At 46.9% G+C, this 16,865-nt stretch carries 14 protein-coding genes, 1 other RNA gene and 1 pseudogene; 9 read left to right on the forward strand and 7 right to left on the reverse strand.

Annotated features, from left to right (window positions below; genetic code table 11):
• Positions 1–34: 34 nt before the first annotated feature.
• From JMX98_RS09685 to JMX98_RS09710, 6 genes are all read right to left on the reverse strand, one after another.
• Positions 35–667: a DNA-3-methyladenine glycosylase family protein gene (locus tag JMX98_RS09685; protein WP_201586204.1), complete on the reverse strand. Its 633-nt coding sequence runs from the start codon at positions 665–667 to the stop codon at positions 35–37.
• Between the two features lie 109 nt (positions 668–776).
• A complete protein-coding gene (locus JMX98_RS09690) occupies positions 777–1,508 on the reverse strand; it encodes a Smr/MutS family protein (RefSeq protein ID WP_201586205.1) in 732 nt (243 codons plus the stop codon).
• Between the two features lie 69 nt (positions 1,509–1,577).
• Positions 1,578–2,447: an indole-3-glycerol phosphate synthase TrpC gene (gene trpC / locus JMX98_RS09695; RefSeq protein WP_201586206.1), complete on the reverse strand. Its 870-nt coding sequence runs from the start codon at positions 2,445–2,447 to the stop codon at positions 1,578–1,580.
• Between the two features lie 66 nt (positions 2,448–2,513).
• Positions 2,514–3,635, reverse strand: a complete 1,122-nt coding sequence (trpD, locus tag JMX98_RS09700) for an anthranilate phosphoribosyltransferase (protein ID WP_201586208.1) — start codon at positions 3,633–3,635, stop codon at positions 2,514–2,516.
• A 127-nt stretch (positions 3,636–3,762) separates the two neighbouring features.
• Positions 3,763–4,386 carry an anthranilate synthase component II gene (locus JMX98_RS09705; RefSeq protein WP_105245670.1) on the reverse strand — a complete coding sequence of 208 codons (624 nt, stop codon included), beginning with the start codon at positions 4,384–4,386 and terminating at the stop codon, positions 3,763–3,765.
• Between the two features lie 288 nt (positions 4,387–4,674).
• A complete protein-coding gene (locus tag JMX98_RS09710; RefSeq protein ID WP_201586210.1) occupies positions 4,675–5,781 on the reverse strand; it encodes an RNA-guided endonuclease InsQ/TnpB family protein in 1,107 nt (368 codons plus the stop codon).
• 245 nt (positions 5,782–6,026) lie between these two features.
• On the opposite strand from JMX98_RS09710, the pseudogene tnpA reads away from it, so the two are divergent.
• The 4 genes and pseudogenes from tnpA to JMX98_RS09730 form a co-directional block, all read left to right on the forward strand.
• A pseudogene (gene tnpA, locus JMX98_RS09715) lies at positions 6,027–6,288 on the forward strand (IS200/IS605 family transposase); the annotation flags it as partial.
• Between the two features lie 334 nt (positions 6,289–6,622).
• Positions 6,623–6,805: a hypothetical protein gene (locus JMX98_RS09720; RefSeq protein WP_201586213.1), complete on the forward strand. Its 183-nt coding sequence runs from the start codon at positions 6,623–6,625 to the stop codon at positions 6,803–6,805.
• A gap of 166 nt (positions 6,806–6,971) precedes the next feature.
• Complete coding sequence (gene glnA / locus JMX98_RS09725) at positions 6,972–8,381, forward strand: type I glutamate--ammonia ligase (protein WP_198336843.1); 1,410 nt, start codon at positions 6,972–6,974, stop codon at positions 8,379–8,381.
• 199 nt (positions 8,382–8,580) lie between these two features.
• Complete coding sequence (locus JMX98_RS09730) at positions 8,581–9,414, forward strand: DUF4124 domain-containing protein (protein ID WP_201586216.1); 834 nt, start codon at positions 8,581–8,583, stop codon at positions 9,412–9,414.
• Positions 9,415–9,541: 127 nt separating this feature from the next.
• On the opposite strand, the gene JMX98_RS09735 is transcribed toward JMX98_RS09730, so the two are convergent.
• Positions 9,542–10,258, reverse strand: coding sequence for an SIMPL domain-containing protein (locus JMX98_RS09735; protein ID WP_075100897.1), 717 nt, complete (start codon positions 10,256–10,258; stop codon positions 9,542–9,544).
• A 252-nt stretch (positions 10,259–10,510) separates the two neighbouring features.
• Here JMX98_RS09735 and ffs point away from each other — a divergent pair.
• From ffs to serC, 5 genes are all read left to right on the forward strand, one after another.
• Positions 10,511–10,607: signal recognition particle sRNA small type (gene ffs, locus JMX98_RS09740), an RNA gene on the forward strand.
• 261 nt (positions 10,608–10,868) lie between these two features.
• Positions 10,869–11,465, forward strand: a complete 597-nt coding sequence (locus JMX98_RS09745; protein ID WP_201586219.1) for a LemA family protein — start codon at positions 10,869–10,871, stop codon at positions 11,463–11,465.
• A 47-nt stretch (positions 11,466–11,512) separates the two neighbouring features.
• Entirely contained in the window at positions 11,513–14,449 is a 2,937-nt protein-coding gene (locus JMX98_RS09750; RefSeq protein ID WP_201586220.1) for a M48 family metalloprotease, read from the forward strand.
• A gap of 41 nt (positions 14,450–14,490) precedes the next feature.
• Positions 14,491–15,327, forward strand: a complete 837-nt coding sequence (locus JMX98_RS09755) for a hypothetical protein (RefSeq protein ID WP_201586222.1) — start codon at positions 14,491–14,493, stop codon at positions 15,325–15,327.
• 240 nt (positions 15,328–15,567) lie between these two features.
• Positions 15,568–16,620, forward strand: coding sequence for a 3-phosphoserine/phosphohydroxythreonine transaminase (gene serC, locus JMX98_RS09760; protein WP_413786547.1), 1,053 nt, complete (start codon positions 15,568–15,570; stop codon positions 16,618–16,620).
• Positions 16,621–16,865: the final 245 nt, after the last annotated feature.

Genomic DNA, 16,865 nt, shown 5'->3' on the forward strand with positions numbered 1-16,865 from the left:
ATTTTCTGCAATGATGATGGTAAATCATGGGTTCTTAGATAGGCACAGCGGTCTTATTACGCAGCTGCCCATAATACGACCAAAGCAATAGGCTGGCTGTGCTACGGTAAGGTGACCAATGCTGCGTTAGAGAGTGGAGTCGTTTTGGGGTGGGACGCTCAGGCAAGTCCAGCAGTGTCATGGCGGCAACTTTGATCGCCAAGTCATCAACAGCAAGGATGTCAGCGCGCTGTAAAGAAAACAATAAGTACATCTCAGCCGTCCAGCGCCCGATACCTGTGACGGTGGTTAGAATGTTTATTACTGCCTCATCTGGTAGGGTTTTTAGCCTATCAAAGTCTATATCATGCGCAACCAAAGAGCGAATATAGCGAATTTTTTGTTTAGATAAGCCTTGGGCTCTGAGCGCGTCATCGCTTGCGTGCTGAATCATGCTAGGAGTGGTCAAGCCAGTCTCAAGCAAGCGCTGCCAAATACTGGCTGCCGCAGCGACAGATAACTGCTGGCCGACCATCGCTCGCATCAATTGCATAAAGCCGCCAGTATTGTGCCGCAGACTGGGTAAGCCCACTTGCTCGTAGACCGGCGCAAATCTCGGCTCGATTGCTATCAACGCATCGATATTTGCTGCTAGCTGCTCAGGGGTGTCAAGGGTCTGTATGCTCATCGTTATTTACTCTCATCGAAGTTATAAGGCGCACTATCTTCTAAAAAGCACATCATCTATAAAAAAAGACTGCTTGTTGGGCAGTCTTTTTTTTGCTTTGCTTTAAGGCTTATTCACTCGCGCCTTTTGTTTTTTTTAGCAGTACTAGTACCGCACCATTGCCGCCATCTTTTGGTGAGGCCGAGCAAAACGCCAGTACTTCAGGCAGTTGACGGAGCCAGCCATTCACACAGGTTTTTAGGATGGCCTCAGAGCCTTTGCCATGGACGATTTTGACCACAGTTTCGCTGTTGGCTTTGGCTTGGCTGAGTAGTTGGGTCATCGCGGTGCGGGCTTCTTCGATGGTACAGCCATGGATGTCTACGGCATCATACCAGCGCAGTTTGCCTTTTTTTAGTTGATCAAATATTTTGTTTTGTAGGGTTGGCTGTTTGTACGATAAGTATGCTTCGCTTGCCACAGGATTGAGCAAGGCTTGCATGTCTGATAAGCCGGCGCTTAGATCGCTGCTTTCACTGCCTTGCGCGGCGGCACGTTTTGATAGAGTCGTGGCATCAGGTTTGCCAGCTCTGGTATTGGTGACAGGGGAGCGCACGTTTTTGTCTTCGAGCTGAGTGACGCCATGCATCGCTTGCATAAACAGCACTTTGTCGTCGTCGATATGCTCACTGTCTAGTTGTTTGACCGTTTTTTTGACTTGTTTTTGCGTCGGCAGCGATACAGGCTCAGTCGGCTTTTGGTTTTCGCCCTCAGGTGAGTTGGTATCACGGCCTTTACTCAGCTGGCCTTTTAGCTCTTTGAGCTGATCTTGCATTTCTTTAGAAAATAGAGAGTTTGACATAACAGTTAAGGTATCGTTGGTTGATGAAAAGGTAGTTGGTAATGGGTACTGTGGCATTTTTTAGTTACTTTACGCGTCTGCTGCGACGCCTGCAAGTAAGGATTGTAACGCTTGTCCAGGATGCTCGGTTTTCATAAACTGCTCACCGATCAAAAAGTGCTGAATGTCGTTGTTTAGCATCAGGCGAATATCAGCACTGCTATGAATCCCACTTTCAGTCACGATAAGTGGCTGTTGTCCATGGCTGTCGGCGTCAGCGGCCAATGATTTGATTAAGGTGTTTTTTAACTCAAGCGTGGTTTGTAGATCGACAGCGAATGTATTTAAATCGCGATTATTGATGCCATAGATGTTGTGGACACTACGAGGCAGCTGGAGGGCGCGCTCAAGCTCGGTTTTGGTATGGACTTCAATCAACACATCCATACCCAGATCGATACTCAGCGCATGCAGCTGCCGTGCTTGCGCATCATCAAGACACGCCATAATCAGTAAGATACAGTCTGCACCCAGCAAGTAGGATTGATAAATCTGATACACATCGACCATAAAGTCTTTCCGCAGTAGCGGCAAAGTGGCGGCATTGGCCGCCGCCTCAAGGTAACTATCTTCTCCCTGAAAGTACTCGCGATCGGTGAGGACAGACAGACAACTGGCACCCGCCTGCTCATATTGCTGGGCGAACAATGCGGGAGCAAAGTTATGATTGATGATGCCTTTAGAAGGCGAGGCTTTTTTAATCTCGGCGATGATACCGATGCCGCTCTCGCTGGTGCTGGCCGCTCGTAGTGCCTGAGCAAAGCCACGCCGCGGCTGCTGATTGGCCAGTACCTTGGCTTTTAAGTCATCTAGAGATAGCGCCTCACGAGCCGCTTTTACCTCAAGGTGTTTGGTCGCAACGATGCGCTGTAATACTGAAGGTATGTCTGTATGGGTCATGCTGGTGTCCGAATATATCTAAAGGTAAAAGGGCAAAAGTCAGTGGGCGATGGCTGTATGAAAAACTTAAGTGTTTTGCGCCAGCTGCTGAGTATATTGTGCCAAAGACTCAAGCTTGGTCAAGGCATCACCGTTTTGAATGACCTTTTGAGCGCGGCTAACACCATTTGGATAGTTGCTGGCCAGCCCTGCCGTATAAATGGCCGCGCCTGCATTGAGTGCAATCATATCACGAGCCTTGAGCACCGCGCGATCATGAGTGTCTGTACCCGACAGGGCGGCGCGTATCAGCTCCAGACTCTCTTTAGGGGAGTCAACATCCAGACCGATGAGGGTTTGCGATTCGACCCCCGCGTCTTCTGGTCTCATCTCAAAGACTGTGACCGTGCCGTCTTTTAGCTCAGCGACCGTCGTAGAAGTGGCCAAGCTGATTTCATCTAGGCCGTCTTTGGCACCGACCACCATGACGTGACGCGCCCCTAGATTTTTCATCACCTTAGCGATAGGCTCACACAGCGCTGCGGTAAAGACGCCAATGACCAGATTGGGCACGCCAGCTGGGTTGGTCAATGGCCCCAGAATATTAAATATCGTCCGCGCTTTTAGCTCACGGCGTACGGGGTTGGCATAGCGCATAGCGCTGTGGTGATTGGGCGCAAATAAAAAGCCAATGCCTTGATTTTCTATGCATTGCTTGGCCTGCTCTGGGCTGAGTGTCAAGCTGATCCCTGCTTGTTCAAGCAAATCGGAGCTGCCAGATTTGGTCGACACGCCGCGGTTACCATGTTTGGCCACTTGTGCCCCTGCCGCTGCTGCGACCAAGGCTGAAGCGGTAGAGACGTTAAACAAATTGGCACCATCACCGCCCGTACCGACGATATCGACCAGATAGTGGCAGTCTGCCGGTGTAATGTTGGCTGCTAAGTCACGCATGGCGCTGGCCGATGCGGTAATCTCGTCGATGGACTCGCCTTTCATGCGCAGACCCGTCAAAATCGCACCCATCATGGCATCACTACATCGACCCTGCATGATAATCAGCATGACTTGATACATCTCATCAAAGGTTAGGTCAATGTGCTGAAAAATTCTCGCCAATGCGGTGGTCAGGAGTTTGTGCGTCTGCTCATCAGACAGCTGAGCGATATGATCTGGGGTGGTGGTATCCTCTGTTTTTATTGTGCTCATTGTTCTCTCGCTTAGTATTTTTATAAATAAGGGTTAAAAGGCGTGGGCGTTATAGATTATTTATCATCAGCATTGTCAGTAAATTGGCAAATAAATTGCCGCCAAACAGTCTTAAACCGAACGGACGTTAACCGACTTGCGGTAAGGCATCTGTAGGCAGTACTGCCAAACCATGAGTGTGCAAAAAATTATTGAGCAGCTGATAGCCTGCTTGGCTTAGGATGGACTCTGGATGAAACTGCACGCCTTCAATGGCGTAGGCAGTATGACGAACGCCCATGATCTCCTCGATGCTACCATTACTATGTTGAGTCCAAGCAGTCATCTCTAGGCACTCAGGTAAGCTGGCTTGGTCAATCACCAGTGAGTGATAGCGGGTGACTTGCACGGGTGCTGGCAGGCCAAAAAATACGCCTTGGTCGTTATGATATACCGCAGATAGGCGGCCATGCATGACCGCGCCTGCCTTGATGATCTGCGCCCCAAAAGCCTGTCCAATGGCTTGATGGCCAAGACAGATGCCCAAGATAGGTATGACGCCCTTAAAGGCATCGATAACTTGCAAAGAAATACCCGCTTGGTCAGGGGTACACGGGCCAGGGCCAATTACGATCGCATCTGGTGCGAGGGCTTGGATCTGCTGGAGACTGATCTCATCGTTACGCCAGACGGTGATATCCTGCTGTAGTTCACCGAAGTACTGTACAATATTGTACGTAAAGCTGTCGTAATTATCGATCATCAAAATCATGTGGGTATCAACTTAGTTGGTTTGGCTTTTTTATAAATCTTAGCTTTATAAGTCTTGCTTTTGTAGATGTAGAACGACAGCTGTGGTCGTTTTTTCCTTTTTTGCTACATGCTTGTTTGCTGTATGGTTGAGCGTGCGCCAGCTTATAGGATTGTTACAGTTTTTATCGTCCGCCGTTATCTTACCACTATTTTGCGTGCTATCAAACGCAGCACAACAGCCAGCAGATTTATCACGGATTTTCTGTATTACCGCTTATAGTTAGTTTTATTTGACTTCCTCCCCTCCCTAAAGTGAGGGGATTCCTTCTGCAAGACGGTCAAGCCCGACCGCAAGGATGTTCTTAGCGGCATTAATATCTCTATCATGCCATGTGCCACACTCAGCACACCTCCATCCTCTGATTCCAAGACCTGCTCTACCGCTCAAGCTACTATCGCTTATTTTGCGACAGTGCGAACAGGTCTGGGTAGTGAAACTCTCATTTACTATCTCAAGCTGACAACCTGCATACTTGCATTTATATTCCAGTTGTCTTTTGAGTTCAAACCATCCTGCATCGTATGTTGATTTAGCTAGGTTGGTTTTCTTACTTGTGAATGAGCGTGATTTAACATCACCAACCACAATCAAAGCATTGTCTTTAACAAGCTTGGTGGTGAATTTATGAATTGCATCTAACCTTGAATTTTTGATTTTGGCGTGTATTGCTTTGACACGCTGTTTGTTTTTCGCTCGTTGAGCAACAGCGAGCTTTTTCGCCCACTTTTGCGTTTGTTTGGTTGTCAGCTTGTCACCGTTTGAGGTGGTAGCAGACTCTTTTAAGCCTAAATCTATGCCTACACTACCTTTGCCGCTTATCTGCTTAGGAAAGTCTTTAACGGTGATGCAGGCATACCAATGATTACGGCTGTCTTGCACTATCTCGAGCGTGTTGATTTGATATAGACTTAGGTTGTAGCTATCGAATACATCTATGATGAGCTTTTGACCTTTAGAGAGCGATAGCTGAATGGTTGATTTAAGTGCTTTGTTTCCCGTTTGTCTGGTGTGCAGATGTTTGATTGCTGACTTTTTAAAAGGAATCCAACCTAAACTTTTTCGCTTGGCATCGGGTCGGTTGGTTCGCCAATTTAGTTTGGCTTTTTTAAACTGCTTACGAGATTTGGCATGAGTTTCGTTTATGGCTTGCAGAGTTTGTGAGTGTAAGCCTAATAGTTCACCACTGCCTTTGGTATATTCGTTTAGGTCGTAGGCTGAAAAAAATTTACCAGCCTTTTGTAGGTGTTTGTAACTTAAGTCATTAACATAGTTCCACGCATAGTTAACACTCCCAGCTATTTTGTTTAGCTGGTTTACGTGTTTGTCTTTGATGCGTAGCTTGAGTGTTTTCATGAGGTTATAGTTAGCTGAATGTAAAACTGTTATGGATTTAAACGCGCTACTGGTATAAATTTTACTTGCGTGCTGCGTTCCCAGAGGCTGCGCAACCTACGTTTAAAAATAGCATCCCAGTAGCGCTATGACATTTTTAGAGTGTATCGACTATAGTTTATACTGATATTCTCTTTTATTCCATATTGGTCTACTTAATAGAAAATGACTTAAGACGTGGTAGACACGTTGTCTTTAATTTGCATGTGCAGTTGCTCTTTGTCGCTAAGTATCGACGGGCAGTTTTCACCAAACAAGTTCTTGATGACCTTGAAGTTATCTTTGCTGATGTGTGCAACAAGCTTGAAGCCGAGCTTGTGGCGTTTGATGGTGAATTATCCGCCTAAGGTGGCTATCTCAAGCTTGGTTAATAGTTTAAAAGGCGTTTCTAGTCGGCTTATTCGCAAAAAGCAATATCCATCTATCTCTAAGCAGTTATGGGGCAGTGCGTTGTGGTCACCCAGTTACTTTGCAGGTAGCTGCGGGGGTGCTCCAGTTGAGATTATCCGCCAGTATATCGAACAGCAAAATATGCCACACTAAACAGCTTTCTTTGCGCAAGCATAACTACTTAAGTTGCCTTATAGCCACCCCCTGAAGTGGGTGGTTTTACGGCAACGCTGGATAAAAACCCCTTTTTATTAACATGAGGCAATGTATCAAAAATCGACTCACTCTGATATAGTCGATTGAGTTAAAACAGGGTGCAGTGCTGACCAGACAGGTGATTTGCCCCAAAAAAGAGCATTGAAGAGACAGGTTGCACCATTGTATGAGCTAATTTGGTGCATTAAAGACACTAGTGGATGCGCTAAATCATCATATGGTGGTGATCGCCCAAGAAGATATCTTTATCACGCATTGGCAAAAACACGCTAAATATCTGTATTTATTTACTATTTGGCTGCCGATGGATTTGCTGCACTGTCATGCGCTAGGCAACTTGGCACAGCAGTTGCATTATTATTGTCAGCGGACAGTATGAGGGTTGATGATGAGCTGCTTCTTTATCAGCTACTGCTGTCTATCACTGTTTATTAATAATAATCAGCCAGCATTTGAACAAAGCAACATTGTCAGTCATATGTTGTTAAAATAGCGTTAAAACAGTTTATATTGCAAATATCTAATCAACACAACGGAGACTATTTATGTCGGATAAATTATTGGATCTTATCAAATCATCTAATGCTAAATGGGTTGACTTTCGCTTTACCGATACTCGCGGTAAAGAGCAACACATCAGTTTTCCTGCCTCTACCATCGACGAAGAAGTGCTAGAAGACGGCAAAATGTTTGATGGTTCATCTATCGCTGGCTGGAAGGGCATTGAAGCCTCAGATATGATCCTACGTCCTGACCCTGAAACGGCTTTTATCGATCCGTTCTTTGATGCCGTTACAGTCGTCGTGACCTGCGATATCATCGAGCCATCAACGCTGCAAGGCTACGATCGTGATCCACGTTCTATTGCTCGCCGCGCAGAAGAGTATTTGAAGTCTACTGGCATTGGTGACACGGCTTATTTCGGTCCTGAGCCAGAGTTTTTTGTATTTGATGATGTTAAGTGGTCAGTTGATATGTCTGGCGTGAGCCATAAGATTACCGCTGAAGAAGCGGCATGGTCCACCAACGAGACATACGAGTGGGGCAACATGGCGCATCGTCCACGCGTTAAGGGCGGTTACTTCCCAGTACCACCAATCGACAGCTCGCATGACATGCGTTCTGTGATGTGTGAGCGTATCGAAGAAATCGTTGGCGAAGGCCGCGTAGAAGTTCATCACCACGAAGTGGCGTCTTGCCAGTCTGAAATCGGTGTAGCGTTTAACACGATGGTACGTAAAGCGGATGAGGTTCAGCAGTTGAAATATGTTGTCCATAACGTGGCGCACCAGTTTGGTAAAACAGCGACCTTTATGCCAAAGCCTATCGTTGGTGACAACGGTTCAGGTATGCACGTGCATATGTCAATCTCAAAAGATGGCGTAAACACGTTCTCTGGTGATGAGTATGCTGGTTTGTCTGAGACCGCATTGTACTTCATTGGTGGTATCATCAAGCACGCTCGTGCATTGAACGCGATTACCAACCCATCAACGAACAGTTACAAGCGTCTGGTACCGCATTACGAAGCACCTATCAAGCTTGCGTATTCTGCATCAAACCGTTCAGCGTCTATCCGTATTCCGCACGTGAGCAGTCCAAAAGCAGTACGCGTCGAAGCGCGTTTCCCAGATCCAACAGCTAACCCATACTTAGCATTTGCTGCGCTATTGATGGCAGGTCTTGACGGTATCCAAAACAAGATGCATCCAGGCGAAGCGGCTGACAAGAACTTGTATGACTTGCCACCAGAAGAAGAAGCACAAATTCCAACGGTTGCAGAGAGCTTGGATGTTGCACTACAGGCGCTAAAAGACGACCACGAGTTTTTGTTAAAAGGTGATGTGTTCACCAAAGACATGCTAGAAGCGTTTATTGCTTTGAAAGAAGAAGAAGTACAACGTCTGAACGTAACTGTGCATCCTGTTGAGTTTGACATGTACTACAGCTGCTAATCAGCTGCGTACTCAAAACACTGAATTTAAGCTAAATGTAAAATAACATCAAAACACCAGTTAAGCTTGTCTTAGCTGGTTTTTTTTATGCGTAAAAATAAAAAGTACGCCACCCGATAAATGAATAAAACATCGCTACTGATTTCATCACGCAAATACCGCATAATAGGAAGTATCAGACTGATTAGGTGGCTTAACCATGACGACATTTATCCTTGCTCATATAAAAAACACTCATATAAAAGACGCTGATGTAACAATCAGCGCTCTAAAGTCCAGTACTCTGAAGACCAGAGGCATAAAAGCCAAATGTTTCGGTTTGCTGACAGCGCTGACCGTACTTTCAGTGAGTATCACAGTACCTATCGCAGTGCCTACCAGTCACGCAGCAACCATCTATAAAGTAGTCGATGAAAAGACGGGACAAGTCACCTTTACCGATCGGCCACAAAACTATGAACAGCAGACGGACAAAACCGTCAGTCAGACGGCTGTTTCTACTGGTAGAGACACGATTGGTCAGGTGACTGGCGAGGCGACCTCGTCATCTGCGCCTGTGAGCACGGCCAATAGCACAGATAAGGCGCGCAAGGCAGTGAGCTATCAGCTTATGATCGCCGAGCCTAGCGAGATTCGCGCATATCGCCGTCCTGTTCAAAGTATTGAGGTGCGCGTACAGGTGATGCCTGCCTTGCAGGCAGGTGATGGAGTCCATATTTATCTGGATGGTAGTGAGGTTGCACAAGGGTTAAGTGCTTCCATCGCCACTGTCGATATTATGCCCGGCGCGCATAATATAAAGGCAGTCATACAAAATGAGAAAGGACAGATGCTCAAAGAAACAGCCCGTACGGTACATGTGATTCAAAACACTCAAACCCTCCAAAACAATAAAAAAATCGCGCAGCAGCGCTTAGCCTACCAAAATCTACCATGGCATCAAAAACTGCTGTTAAAACTGCGGCAAAAGGATGGCAGTCTACAAACGGTTCAAAATGCACAGCCTAAAACTAATGATGCTTTTACAAAATAAGCGCCATACCCTAATAGCATACAAAAAAGGGCAGTCACTACGATAAGTGGCTGCCCTTGATATCCTTTGATAGTTAGTTAGGTACTTATAAAGTTTTTTACTAACAACTGTCTTTATGGCGCAAAAGCTATTTGGTCAGCTCGATGGTGCCGTTGGCGGTGACAGAGATGGTGCTATTGCCCGATTCAAAACTCTGACTAGGTACTGAGGCATCGGCGGCTTCTGCTTTCATATTCATGCTGCCATACATTGGACGAGGGTAGTTGTTTCCTGTGTTTAGATTGACCGTGACCACACGGTAGCCGCGTGCATTCCAAGCGCGCGTTAGGTTTTTGGCCTGCTGCTGAAAAGCGCGAGACGCTTCGGTCATCAGCTTTTGCTCTAGTGCGTCTTTTTTGCTGTCAGAGACGCCAAAGTTTAGGTTATCCATCACTAGCGTTTCTTGCAAATCAGCAATTAGCTGGCTGGTAGCCGCAAAGTCGGTGCTTTTTAGATCGATACTGGCTTGCCCCGTCCAGCCAATGATTTTGTCGTTTTTATCATATCGCGGATAGGTGCGCTGCTGTCCGGTGCTGACCGTCACGCTCGGGTAGCGCTTAGCGATTTTCATGGCATTATTAATAGATGTGTTGAGCGTGGTAGCCAAGGCTTTTGAGGTACTGGCTTGGGCTTTTTTGTACATGCTGGCGCGTACTTCGTCATTTTGCACCTCTTCTTTGACTTCGGTTTGAAAGCTCAGCTGATCATAGCCTGTCGGCTCGGCATGCGCGCTACCCATCATGGCTGTCATTAAACAAGCAGTACCAGAAGCGATGGCCAGTTTATTCAATAGAGTATTTTTCATGGTTATCTCCTAAATCAATGTTAAGGGTATTCATATGAATAATTTCAAAAGGTATTTACAAAGGAGGTTGTACCTCTTATTTTTAAGTGTTGATATGTGTACAACTTCATTCACTAAAATAGCAAAATCTGTATAAGTTGCTGTGAGAATTTTGTGAGCTAGGTTACAGACTTATTTTTCGATTAAAACAAACAGTTTTGAGATAGGGGTTGTAATACTAAAAAAATCTTGTATAATCTGCTCTGGTGGCTCCGTTGGTAGCCTCGCAACATTGTACTATGAATCCCGCCAGGACCGGAAGGTAGCAACGGTAGTAGATACAATGTGTGCCGAGGATGTGCTGACGGAGTCGCTTTTTTTTGCCTAAAATTTGATATTCGTCTTTATCATTGTCCAGTCACAGCCTGTTTTGCTTAATACCTATCTCTATGCCTCTCTAGTACATCAAAATTATAAAACATCAAAAGCAGTTTTCGATATTCAGTCCTTTATCATAAAGGGCTTTTTTTTATCTAAAAATTGCCCGATGCTAGCGCTTCATGAATAAATTTAAGCTAAAATACAAGGTATTAACGTATTATTAATACTCTAGACACATTGGGATTTGCTTATGAAGATGTTTATTTGGCTACTGATTATATTCATGGTACTACTGGTCGTGTTTGGGGTGTCGATATTTAATAAATTGGTACGCGCGCGCAATCAAGCAAAAAATGGTTTTGCGCAGATAGATGTCCAGCTCAAGCGTCGTCATGACTTGATTCCAAACTTGGTTGAGGCCGCCAAGCGTTATCTGACGCATGAAGAAGAAACCTTAAGCCGTGTGATTAGCGCCCGTAATCACGCCCAAAGCCTACAAAACTCTACGCATCATCAGCCAGAGTCGCTTGAGCATATGGCGTTGTTTGCCAAAGCAGAAGGTATGCTGTCTAAAGCTTTGGGGCAACTCTCAGCGGTGGTGGAGGCATATCCTGAGCTAAAAGCGGATAGCATGATTAAAGAGCTGATGGATGAGCTGACCAATACCGAAAACCGTATAGGCTTTGCCCGTCAGCACTATAACGATAGCGTGATGTTTTATAATAATGACCGTGAGGTGTTTCCAAACAATCTTGTCAGCAGCACTTTTGGATTTCGTCCGCTCAGCCCACTGGTCTTTGCAGATAGAGACGCCATTGCCAAAGCCCCTGTTGTAGATATGACTTGAGATACCAAGTAAAAGCACAAAAAGTGTCGCCAATTTGAGATAAGCGGATGGATTTTTTTGCTCAGCAGCGGATACGCACGCGCCGCAGTCTGTTACTTTATGGGCTGTTTTTTTTGATCGTCTTGGCTCATATAGCAGTGGCTCTCGGAGTTGTGTGGTTGTTGTTGACGATATTTACAGGGGGTATTTACTACTGGGCGTTGGTTTTGGTCATCGTTTGGATCATAGCGAGTTTTGTTGCTGGTAGTTTTGTAGAGTATCGCCGCCTCAGAGCGGGTGGCCGCGCGATTGCTCAACGCGTGGGGGCGGTTCGTTTGTTTGTTGATAGCAGTCAGGATGCGTGGGAGCACAGTCAAGGGGTGGCTCAGCAGCATACTGCGGCCAAAAAAGTCCGCTTTAGTGACCGTCAGATCGCAGTGCGTGATGAGCGAGATTTCCCTCCTGTCTATCGCCGCTACTACGAAATCGCGCAGCAGCTGGCTATTGCATCGGGGCTGGATATGCCGATATTGTACGTGCTGCCTGATGAGCAAGGTATCAATGGTTTTGTCGCTGGCCGCCATAGTCAAGACATGGTATTGGTCGTGACGCAGGGTGCGTTAGACAAGCTCTCTGATGAAGCATTATATGGACTGATCGGCCATGAGTACGGTCATATATTACATGGTGATGCGACATTTAACCTACAGCTGATGGTGGTGCTAGCAGGACTACAGATACTGTATGATTGGAGCGATCCTATCAGTCATAACAGCAATCGCTTGATAAGTGACAATCGCTATGCTGGCTCTATTGATAGCAGCGTTAGTCAAAGCGCTTTGATGCCGCAGCGTAGCATCGACAGTCATGCACGTCGTACCGAGGCGCAGACGGCAAGCTTTACCACGCATCGCGAATGGGTGTCGTACTGGCAGGCCCAGTCGCACAAACCGCTATCATTGACGCAGTCTCAGTCGCGCCGGCTGAATCATCCTATCATTGATCGGCACGCGCCGCGCAGCGTGTGGACACTGCTGTTACATGGGCTGAGCTTTTCGAGTATGGCCAGCGCTCAGTTGATCAAACACAGCTTCAACCGTGAGCGTGAATTGCTCGCCGACGCCACCAGCGTACAGTTGACCCGTTCGCCGGCGATTATAGAGACTCTAAAAGCGATTCATCAAGACACAGTAGGCTCACGCTTAACCAACATCGCTGATATCAATGGTCTGAGTCATTTTTTCTTTGCCAGTAGCGGCGCGGACTTAGGGGATGTATCGTGGTTTGCTACCCACCCAAGCTTAAGCGAGCGCATGAGTGCCGTCAATGCCAAAGCCTATCATGACTTTGCTGTGCAAGTTGCCCGTGAAAAACGCTTAAACCAGCAAAAAATAAAACAGATATATGCGCAGCGTCGCCTAGGTGATTGGGGCGAAGTCCAAGCAAATAGCCTAAGTAAAGATAAAAAACCAATTGTTAATAACCTCCCTGCTACTGCCACCAAAAAAGACAAAAATGCTGAAGAAAACATCAAAGAAAATGTCGATGTTTTGATCAATGAGCCTAATAATGCCTTAGAGGCAGAGTCGGGGCTGCCCTTTACCATAAAAGAAGATGTCGTGATTGATGGCCGCTTGCAAGTATCAGCAGAGGATGTAGGTGCCTGTCAGCTACTAAAGCCATGGATGGCAAAACCCGATAGCGATTTACCAAAAAAACCATGGATCGATAGCGACGATTTGCATCAGGTTTGCCTGCCGCAGTACGTGCTGGATCACAGTCATCACCCATTGGGCGCGCAAGCTTTGATTGAAGCCATCATGTTATGCCATCAACGGCGCTTGCTGACGACGACGATGAAATATGATTTGCACGACGTTTGGGAGGGGATTATCGGGGATGAAGTATCGCAAAGTAATACGCAACAAGATCAAGGCGAGGAAAGCGCAGCATCCACTGTAGATAGCAATCATGACAGTCGTAACAACCTGCCCATCTTACCGCATACGATAGATGCTAAACTGCTGACAGCGGTGGCCAATTTGGATCGGCGCTTAGACAGTGCGGTGCTGGTTTTTGCGATAAAGCAGCTGCATCAGCAAGACTTATCGGCACAGACAATTAACGCACAGCGCCTGCAAAACGAGCGCAGTTATGACCACCACGCCCATCAGCATTATCAGCAGCAACAAAGCAGCCGTATCATGCTCGCTCGCTATCAGTGCGGTTTACTACAGCTTTTTGCTCGCCAGCTGGCAGTGGATTTGACCTTCGACTTTGCTCAGAATATCTCAGCAGACCTTGTGTCTGGCACAGATACACCATTATCAGTATCTGATCAAGTGGCATGCACCAAGCCACAAGAAGTGTCTATCGTGTCATTATGGCAAGCACTACATTTACAGCGGTTATTGCCAACGCTTTTTGCGGTGTTAAATGACAAAAATACCGATAAGCCGTCCGGCTGGCAGACGCTATTGCAGGCGGGTATGGAGGATATAGGCGCGCAGCTTGACCCATCAGGTCAGGTGTTTTCTGGTCTGGATACCGTGAGGAGGTCGGTGCTGATACTACTGGCGTATCGGCTGTCCAAAAACGCCCATCGCCATAGGCTGCCAGCATGGGAGAGTGCTGCACACTACATTGTGGATGTGAGGCGGCATGCCCGTTTGATTGATATTGACTTAAATGCCGTCAGCGATGCAAATCTACAGTGGCTATTAATGACCGCATCCCACTTAAATAGTAGCCAGCTGTTAGCGGTGGTCTGTATGGTGCCAGCGTATCACGCGGACCATGCTGATACAGCGAGTACTCATAAGGCGGAAGATAATAATTGTGGCAAGAGACAACAGGATAGCGGCCAAATAGATTATAATGAGTATCGACGATGGCTAAGTACATTGCATACTGTCATGTTACACGATACGATAATCAGTCAAGATGAATACGACTGCCTGATGATGCTGGCAGAGCATTGGTTAGGCGTTCGCCAGCTTTTTTAACATCGCCCGCTTTCAATTAAAAAATAAGACAGCAGAACCGCATGAGTGATATCCAAGATCCGCAAATTGTACTACAGCGCCGTGTGCAGCAGCGCCAAATCCTAGCGATGATGGGTATTAATCAGTGGGTGCGCCCAGGTGCTGCGACGCTAAGCATGGCTGATATCCCCGCCATTAGCGAAAGTCCGTCAAACCTCTCAAGTCCTAGCGTCTCTCTTGCCTCTTCGCAGCGCAGTCCTGTCAGCGATGTTAGCGACAGCGATGCAGCGTGGAATACCCAAAGCCCCGTCAATGACCGCCATCCCCACCGCGTCGATGATGGCTCGTCAAATCATTTAGACACGAGCGATACGTCTTCTTATCACGATGATGCTTATTTGGATGGCGAGCCTGCTCTACCAACCGTCGCGCAGGTGGTGGCACCACTCGTTGACGCCGTAAAAACAACCACTGCTGCGCCATCAGCGATACATGCATCAGCAGATAAATATGCTGATGAGAGCAACAAAAAGGTGTTGCCGTTTAGTTTACAAGGTGGACGCTACGGCAACTGGGTCATACTGGTGGACATGCAAACCCTCAGCGGGGACAGCCAAAAGCTGTGGCAAAACATCACCCAAGCGTTATCGATGACTTGTGAGACCACGGCGTTTCCGATCTGTGCGGGCATGGATACCGCCGAGCTTGCCAATGCCAGCTTAGCAGGCTATGTTTTTAAGATTGGGCGTAGTGAAGATGTGCAAGTGGCAGCTTTGACGGCTTTGCCTAACGGGCTGACGCATCCTGCCCTAACTACGCTCCCAACTTTGGATGAAATGCTCGCCGATAGCCGTCTGAAGCGGCAGTTTTGGCAACAGATAGCAAAGTCTGTCTCGTAAATAAACATAACTGAGCATTTGAGATAATAAGAAAACTGCCAGACTGACAATGCCTTTAAAAATTCGCCCTAGGCGCTTTAATCGTTAATCAGCTTAGCTGTTAACCAACAATGATGACCTCATCAATTTAGGATAATAACCATGTCTACAACCCCAGAATCCATTCACACATCCAACGCTTCTACCAATCCAAACGCTGCCGCGCATCGTCTGCCAAACTTCTGTGCGGGTCCTGCGACCATGCCCACCACCGTCTTAGAGCGTGCACAAAGCGAGCTGCTTGACTGGCAAGGGCGCGGCCTTTCAGTGATGGAGATGAGCCATCGTAGTAAAGACTATGTCGCTATCACAGAAAAGGCTGAGAGCAAGTTACGGGCATTGATGGAGATCCCAGATAACTATAAAGTGCTGTTTTTGCAAGGCGGTGCCAGCTTACAGTTTTCGGCGATTCCTCTGAATTTATTAAATGGTGGGCGCGGTGACTATCTAACGACGGGCGCTTGGTCAGGTAAAGCGGTCAAAGAAGCCAAACGCTATGAAACATTGGGGTTGGGCGCAGTCAATGAGGTCGCTACTGGCAAAGACAGTAATTTTACTGATGTGCCAGCCCAAAGCGAGTGGAACCTAAGCGACAATGCGGCGTATTTTCACTACTGTGCCAACGAAACCATTCACGGTCTACAGATATTTGAGCCACCACAAGTCGACGCGCCTATTATTGCCGATATGTCTTCTTGCATTTTGTCGCAGCCGATAGATGTGTCAAAGTTTGGCATGATTTACGCCGGCGCCCAAAAAAACATCGGTCCGGCAGGTCTTATCATTGTCATCATCCGTGAAGACTTGCTTGGCCGTGCCAGTGAGTGGTGCCCTATGCTTATGAACTATGAGCACCAAGTCGAAAAAGCGTCGATGTCAAACACCCCAGCGACGTACTCATGGTACTTGGCAGGATTGGTGTTTGATTGGTTAGAGGCGCAGGGCGGCGTGGCTGCGATCGGCAAGATCAACCAGCAAAAAGCCGACTTGCTCTATAAAACCATTGACGACAGCAGTTTTTATAACAACCCCGTTGCCCCTGAGCATCGCTCTATCATGAACGTGCCTTTTACCTTGGCAGACAGCAGTCTGGATAAGGTGTTTTTAGAAGAGTCAGAGGCCGCAGGACTATTGAACCTAAAAGGTCACCGCGATGTCGGTGGTATGCGCGCTAGTATTTATAATGCCGTACCGCTTGATTGGGTACAGCAGCTGGTGGATTTTATGATTGCCTTTGAAAAAAAGCATGCTTAATCAAGCGATCGCTATAGTTCAAACGCTATCACGCAAACACTAAAAGACAAAAAAGACGCCACTTTTATAAGCGGCGTCTTTTTTATGTGCAGGCGTTTTTATTGTCAGTCAAAAAACCGCTGGGCAAACCTACTGTATACCTAAAACCGTGCCTCTACTGATGTAAACCCACCTCATCACTGCGCTGTATTATCAAAAAAGCCTCGAGCATGACGACATCAATCCAGCAAATCATTAGGTGAAAA

The sequence above is a fragment of the Psychrobacter sp. HII-4 genome (genome assembly GCF_904846595.1).
GTDB classification, from domain to species: Bacteria; Pseudomonadota; Gammaproteobacteria; order Pseudomonadales; family Moraxellaceae; genus Psychrobacter; species Psychrobacter celer.

Bases quoted from the DNA above. Each gene is read 5' to 3' on its own strand.
- JMX98_RS09685 (WP_201586204.1), bottom strand. From the start codon at position 667: ATGAGCATACAGACCCTTGACACCCCTGAGCAGCTAGCAGCAAATATC.
- JMX98_RS09690 (WP_201586205.1), bottom strand. From the start codon at position 1,508: ATGTCAAACTCTCTATTTTCTAAAGAAATGCAAGATCAGCTCAAAGAG.
- trpC (WP_201586206.1), bottom strand. From the start codon at position 2,447: ATGACCCATACAGACATACCTTCAGTATTACAGCGCATCGTTGCGACC.
- trpD (WP_201586208.1), bottom strand. From the start codon at position 3,635: ATGAGCACAATAAAAACAGAGGATACCACCACCCCAGATCATATCGCT.
- JMX98_RS09705 (WP_105245670.1), bottom strand. From the start codon at position 4,386: ATGATTTTGATGATCGATAATTACGACAGCTTTACGTACAATATTGTA.
- JMX98_RS09710 (WP_201586210.1), bottom strand. From the start codon at position 5,781: ATGAAAACACTCAAGCTACGCATCAAAGACAAACACGTAAACCAGCTA.
- glnA (WP_198336843.1), top strand. From the start codon at position 6,972: ATGTCGGATAAATTATTGGATCTTATCAAATCATCTAATGCTAAATGG.
- JMX98_RS09730 (WP_201586216.1), top strand. From the start codon at position 8,581: ATGACGACATTTATCCTTGCTCATATAAAAAACACTCATATAAAAGAC.
- JMX98_RS09735 (WP_075100897.1), bottom strand. From the start codon at position 10,258: ATGAAAAATACTCTATTGAATAAACTGGCCATCGCTTCTGGTACTGCT.
- JMX98_RS09745 (WP_201586219.1), top strand. From the start codon at position 10,869: ATGAAGATGTTTATTTGGCTACTGATTATATTCATGGTACTACTGGTC.
- JMX98_RS09750 (WP_201586220.1), top strand. From the start codon at position 11,513: ATGGATTTTTTTGCTCAGCAGCGGATACGCACGCGCCGCAGTCTGTTA.
- JMX98_RS09755 (WP_201586222.1), top strand. From the start codon at position 14,491: ATGAGTGATATCCAAGATCCGCAAATTGTACTACAGCGCCGTGTGCAG.
- serC (WP_413786547.1), top strand. From the start codon at position 15,568: ATGCCCACCACCGTCTTAGAGCGTGCACAAAGCGAGCTGCTTGACTGG.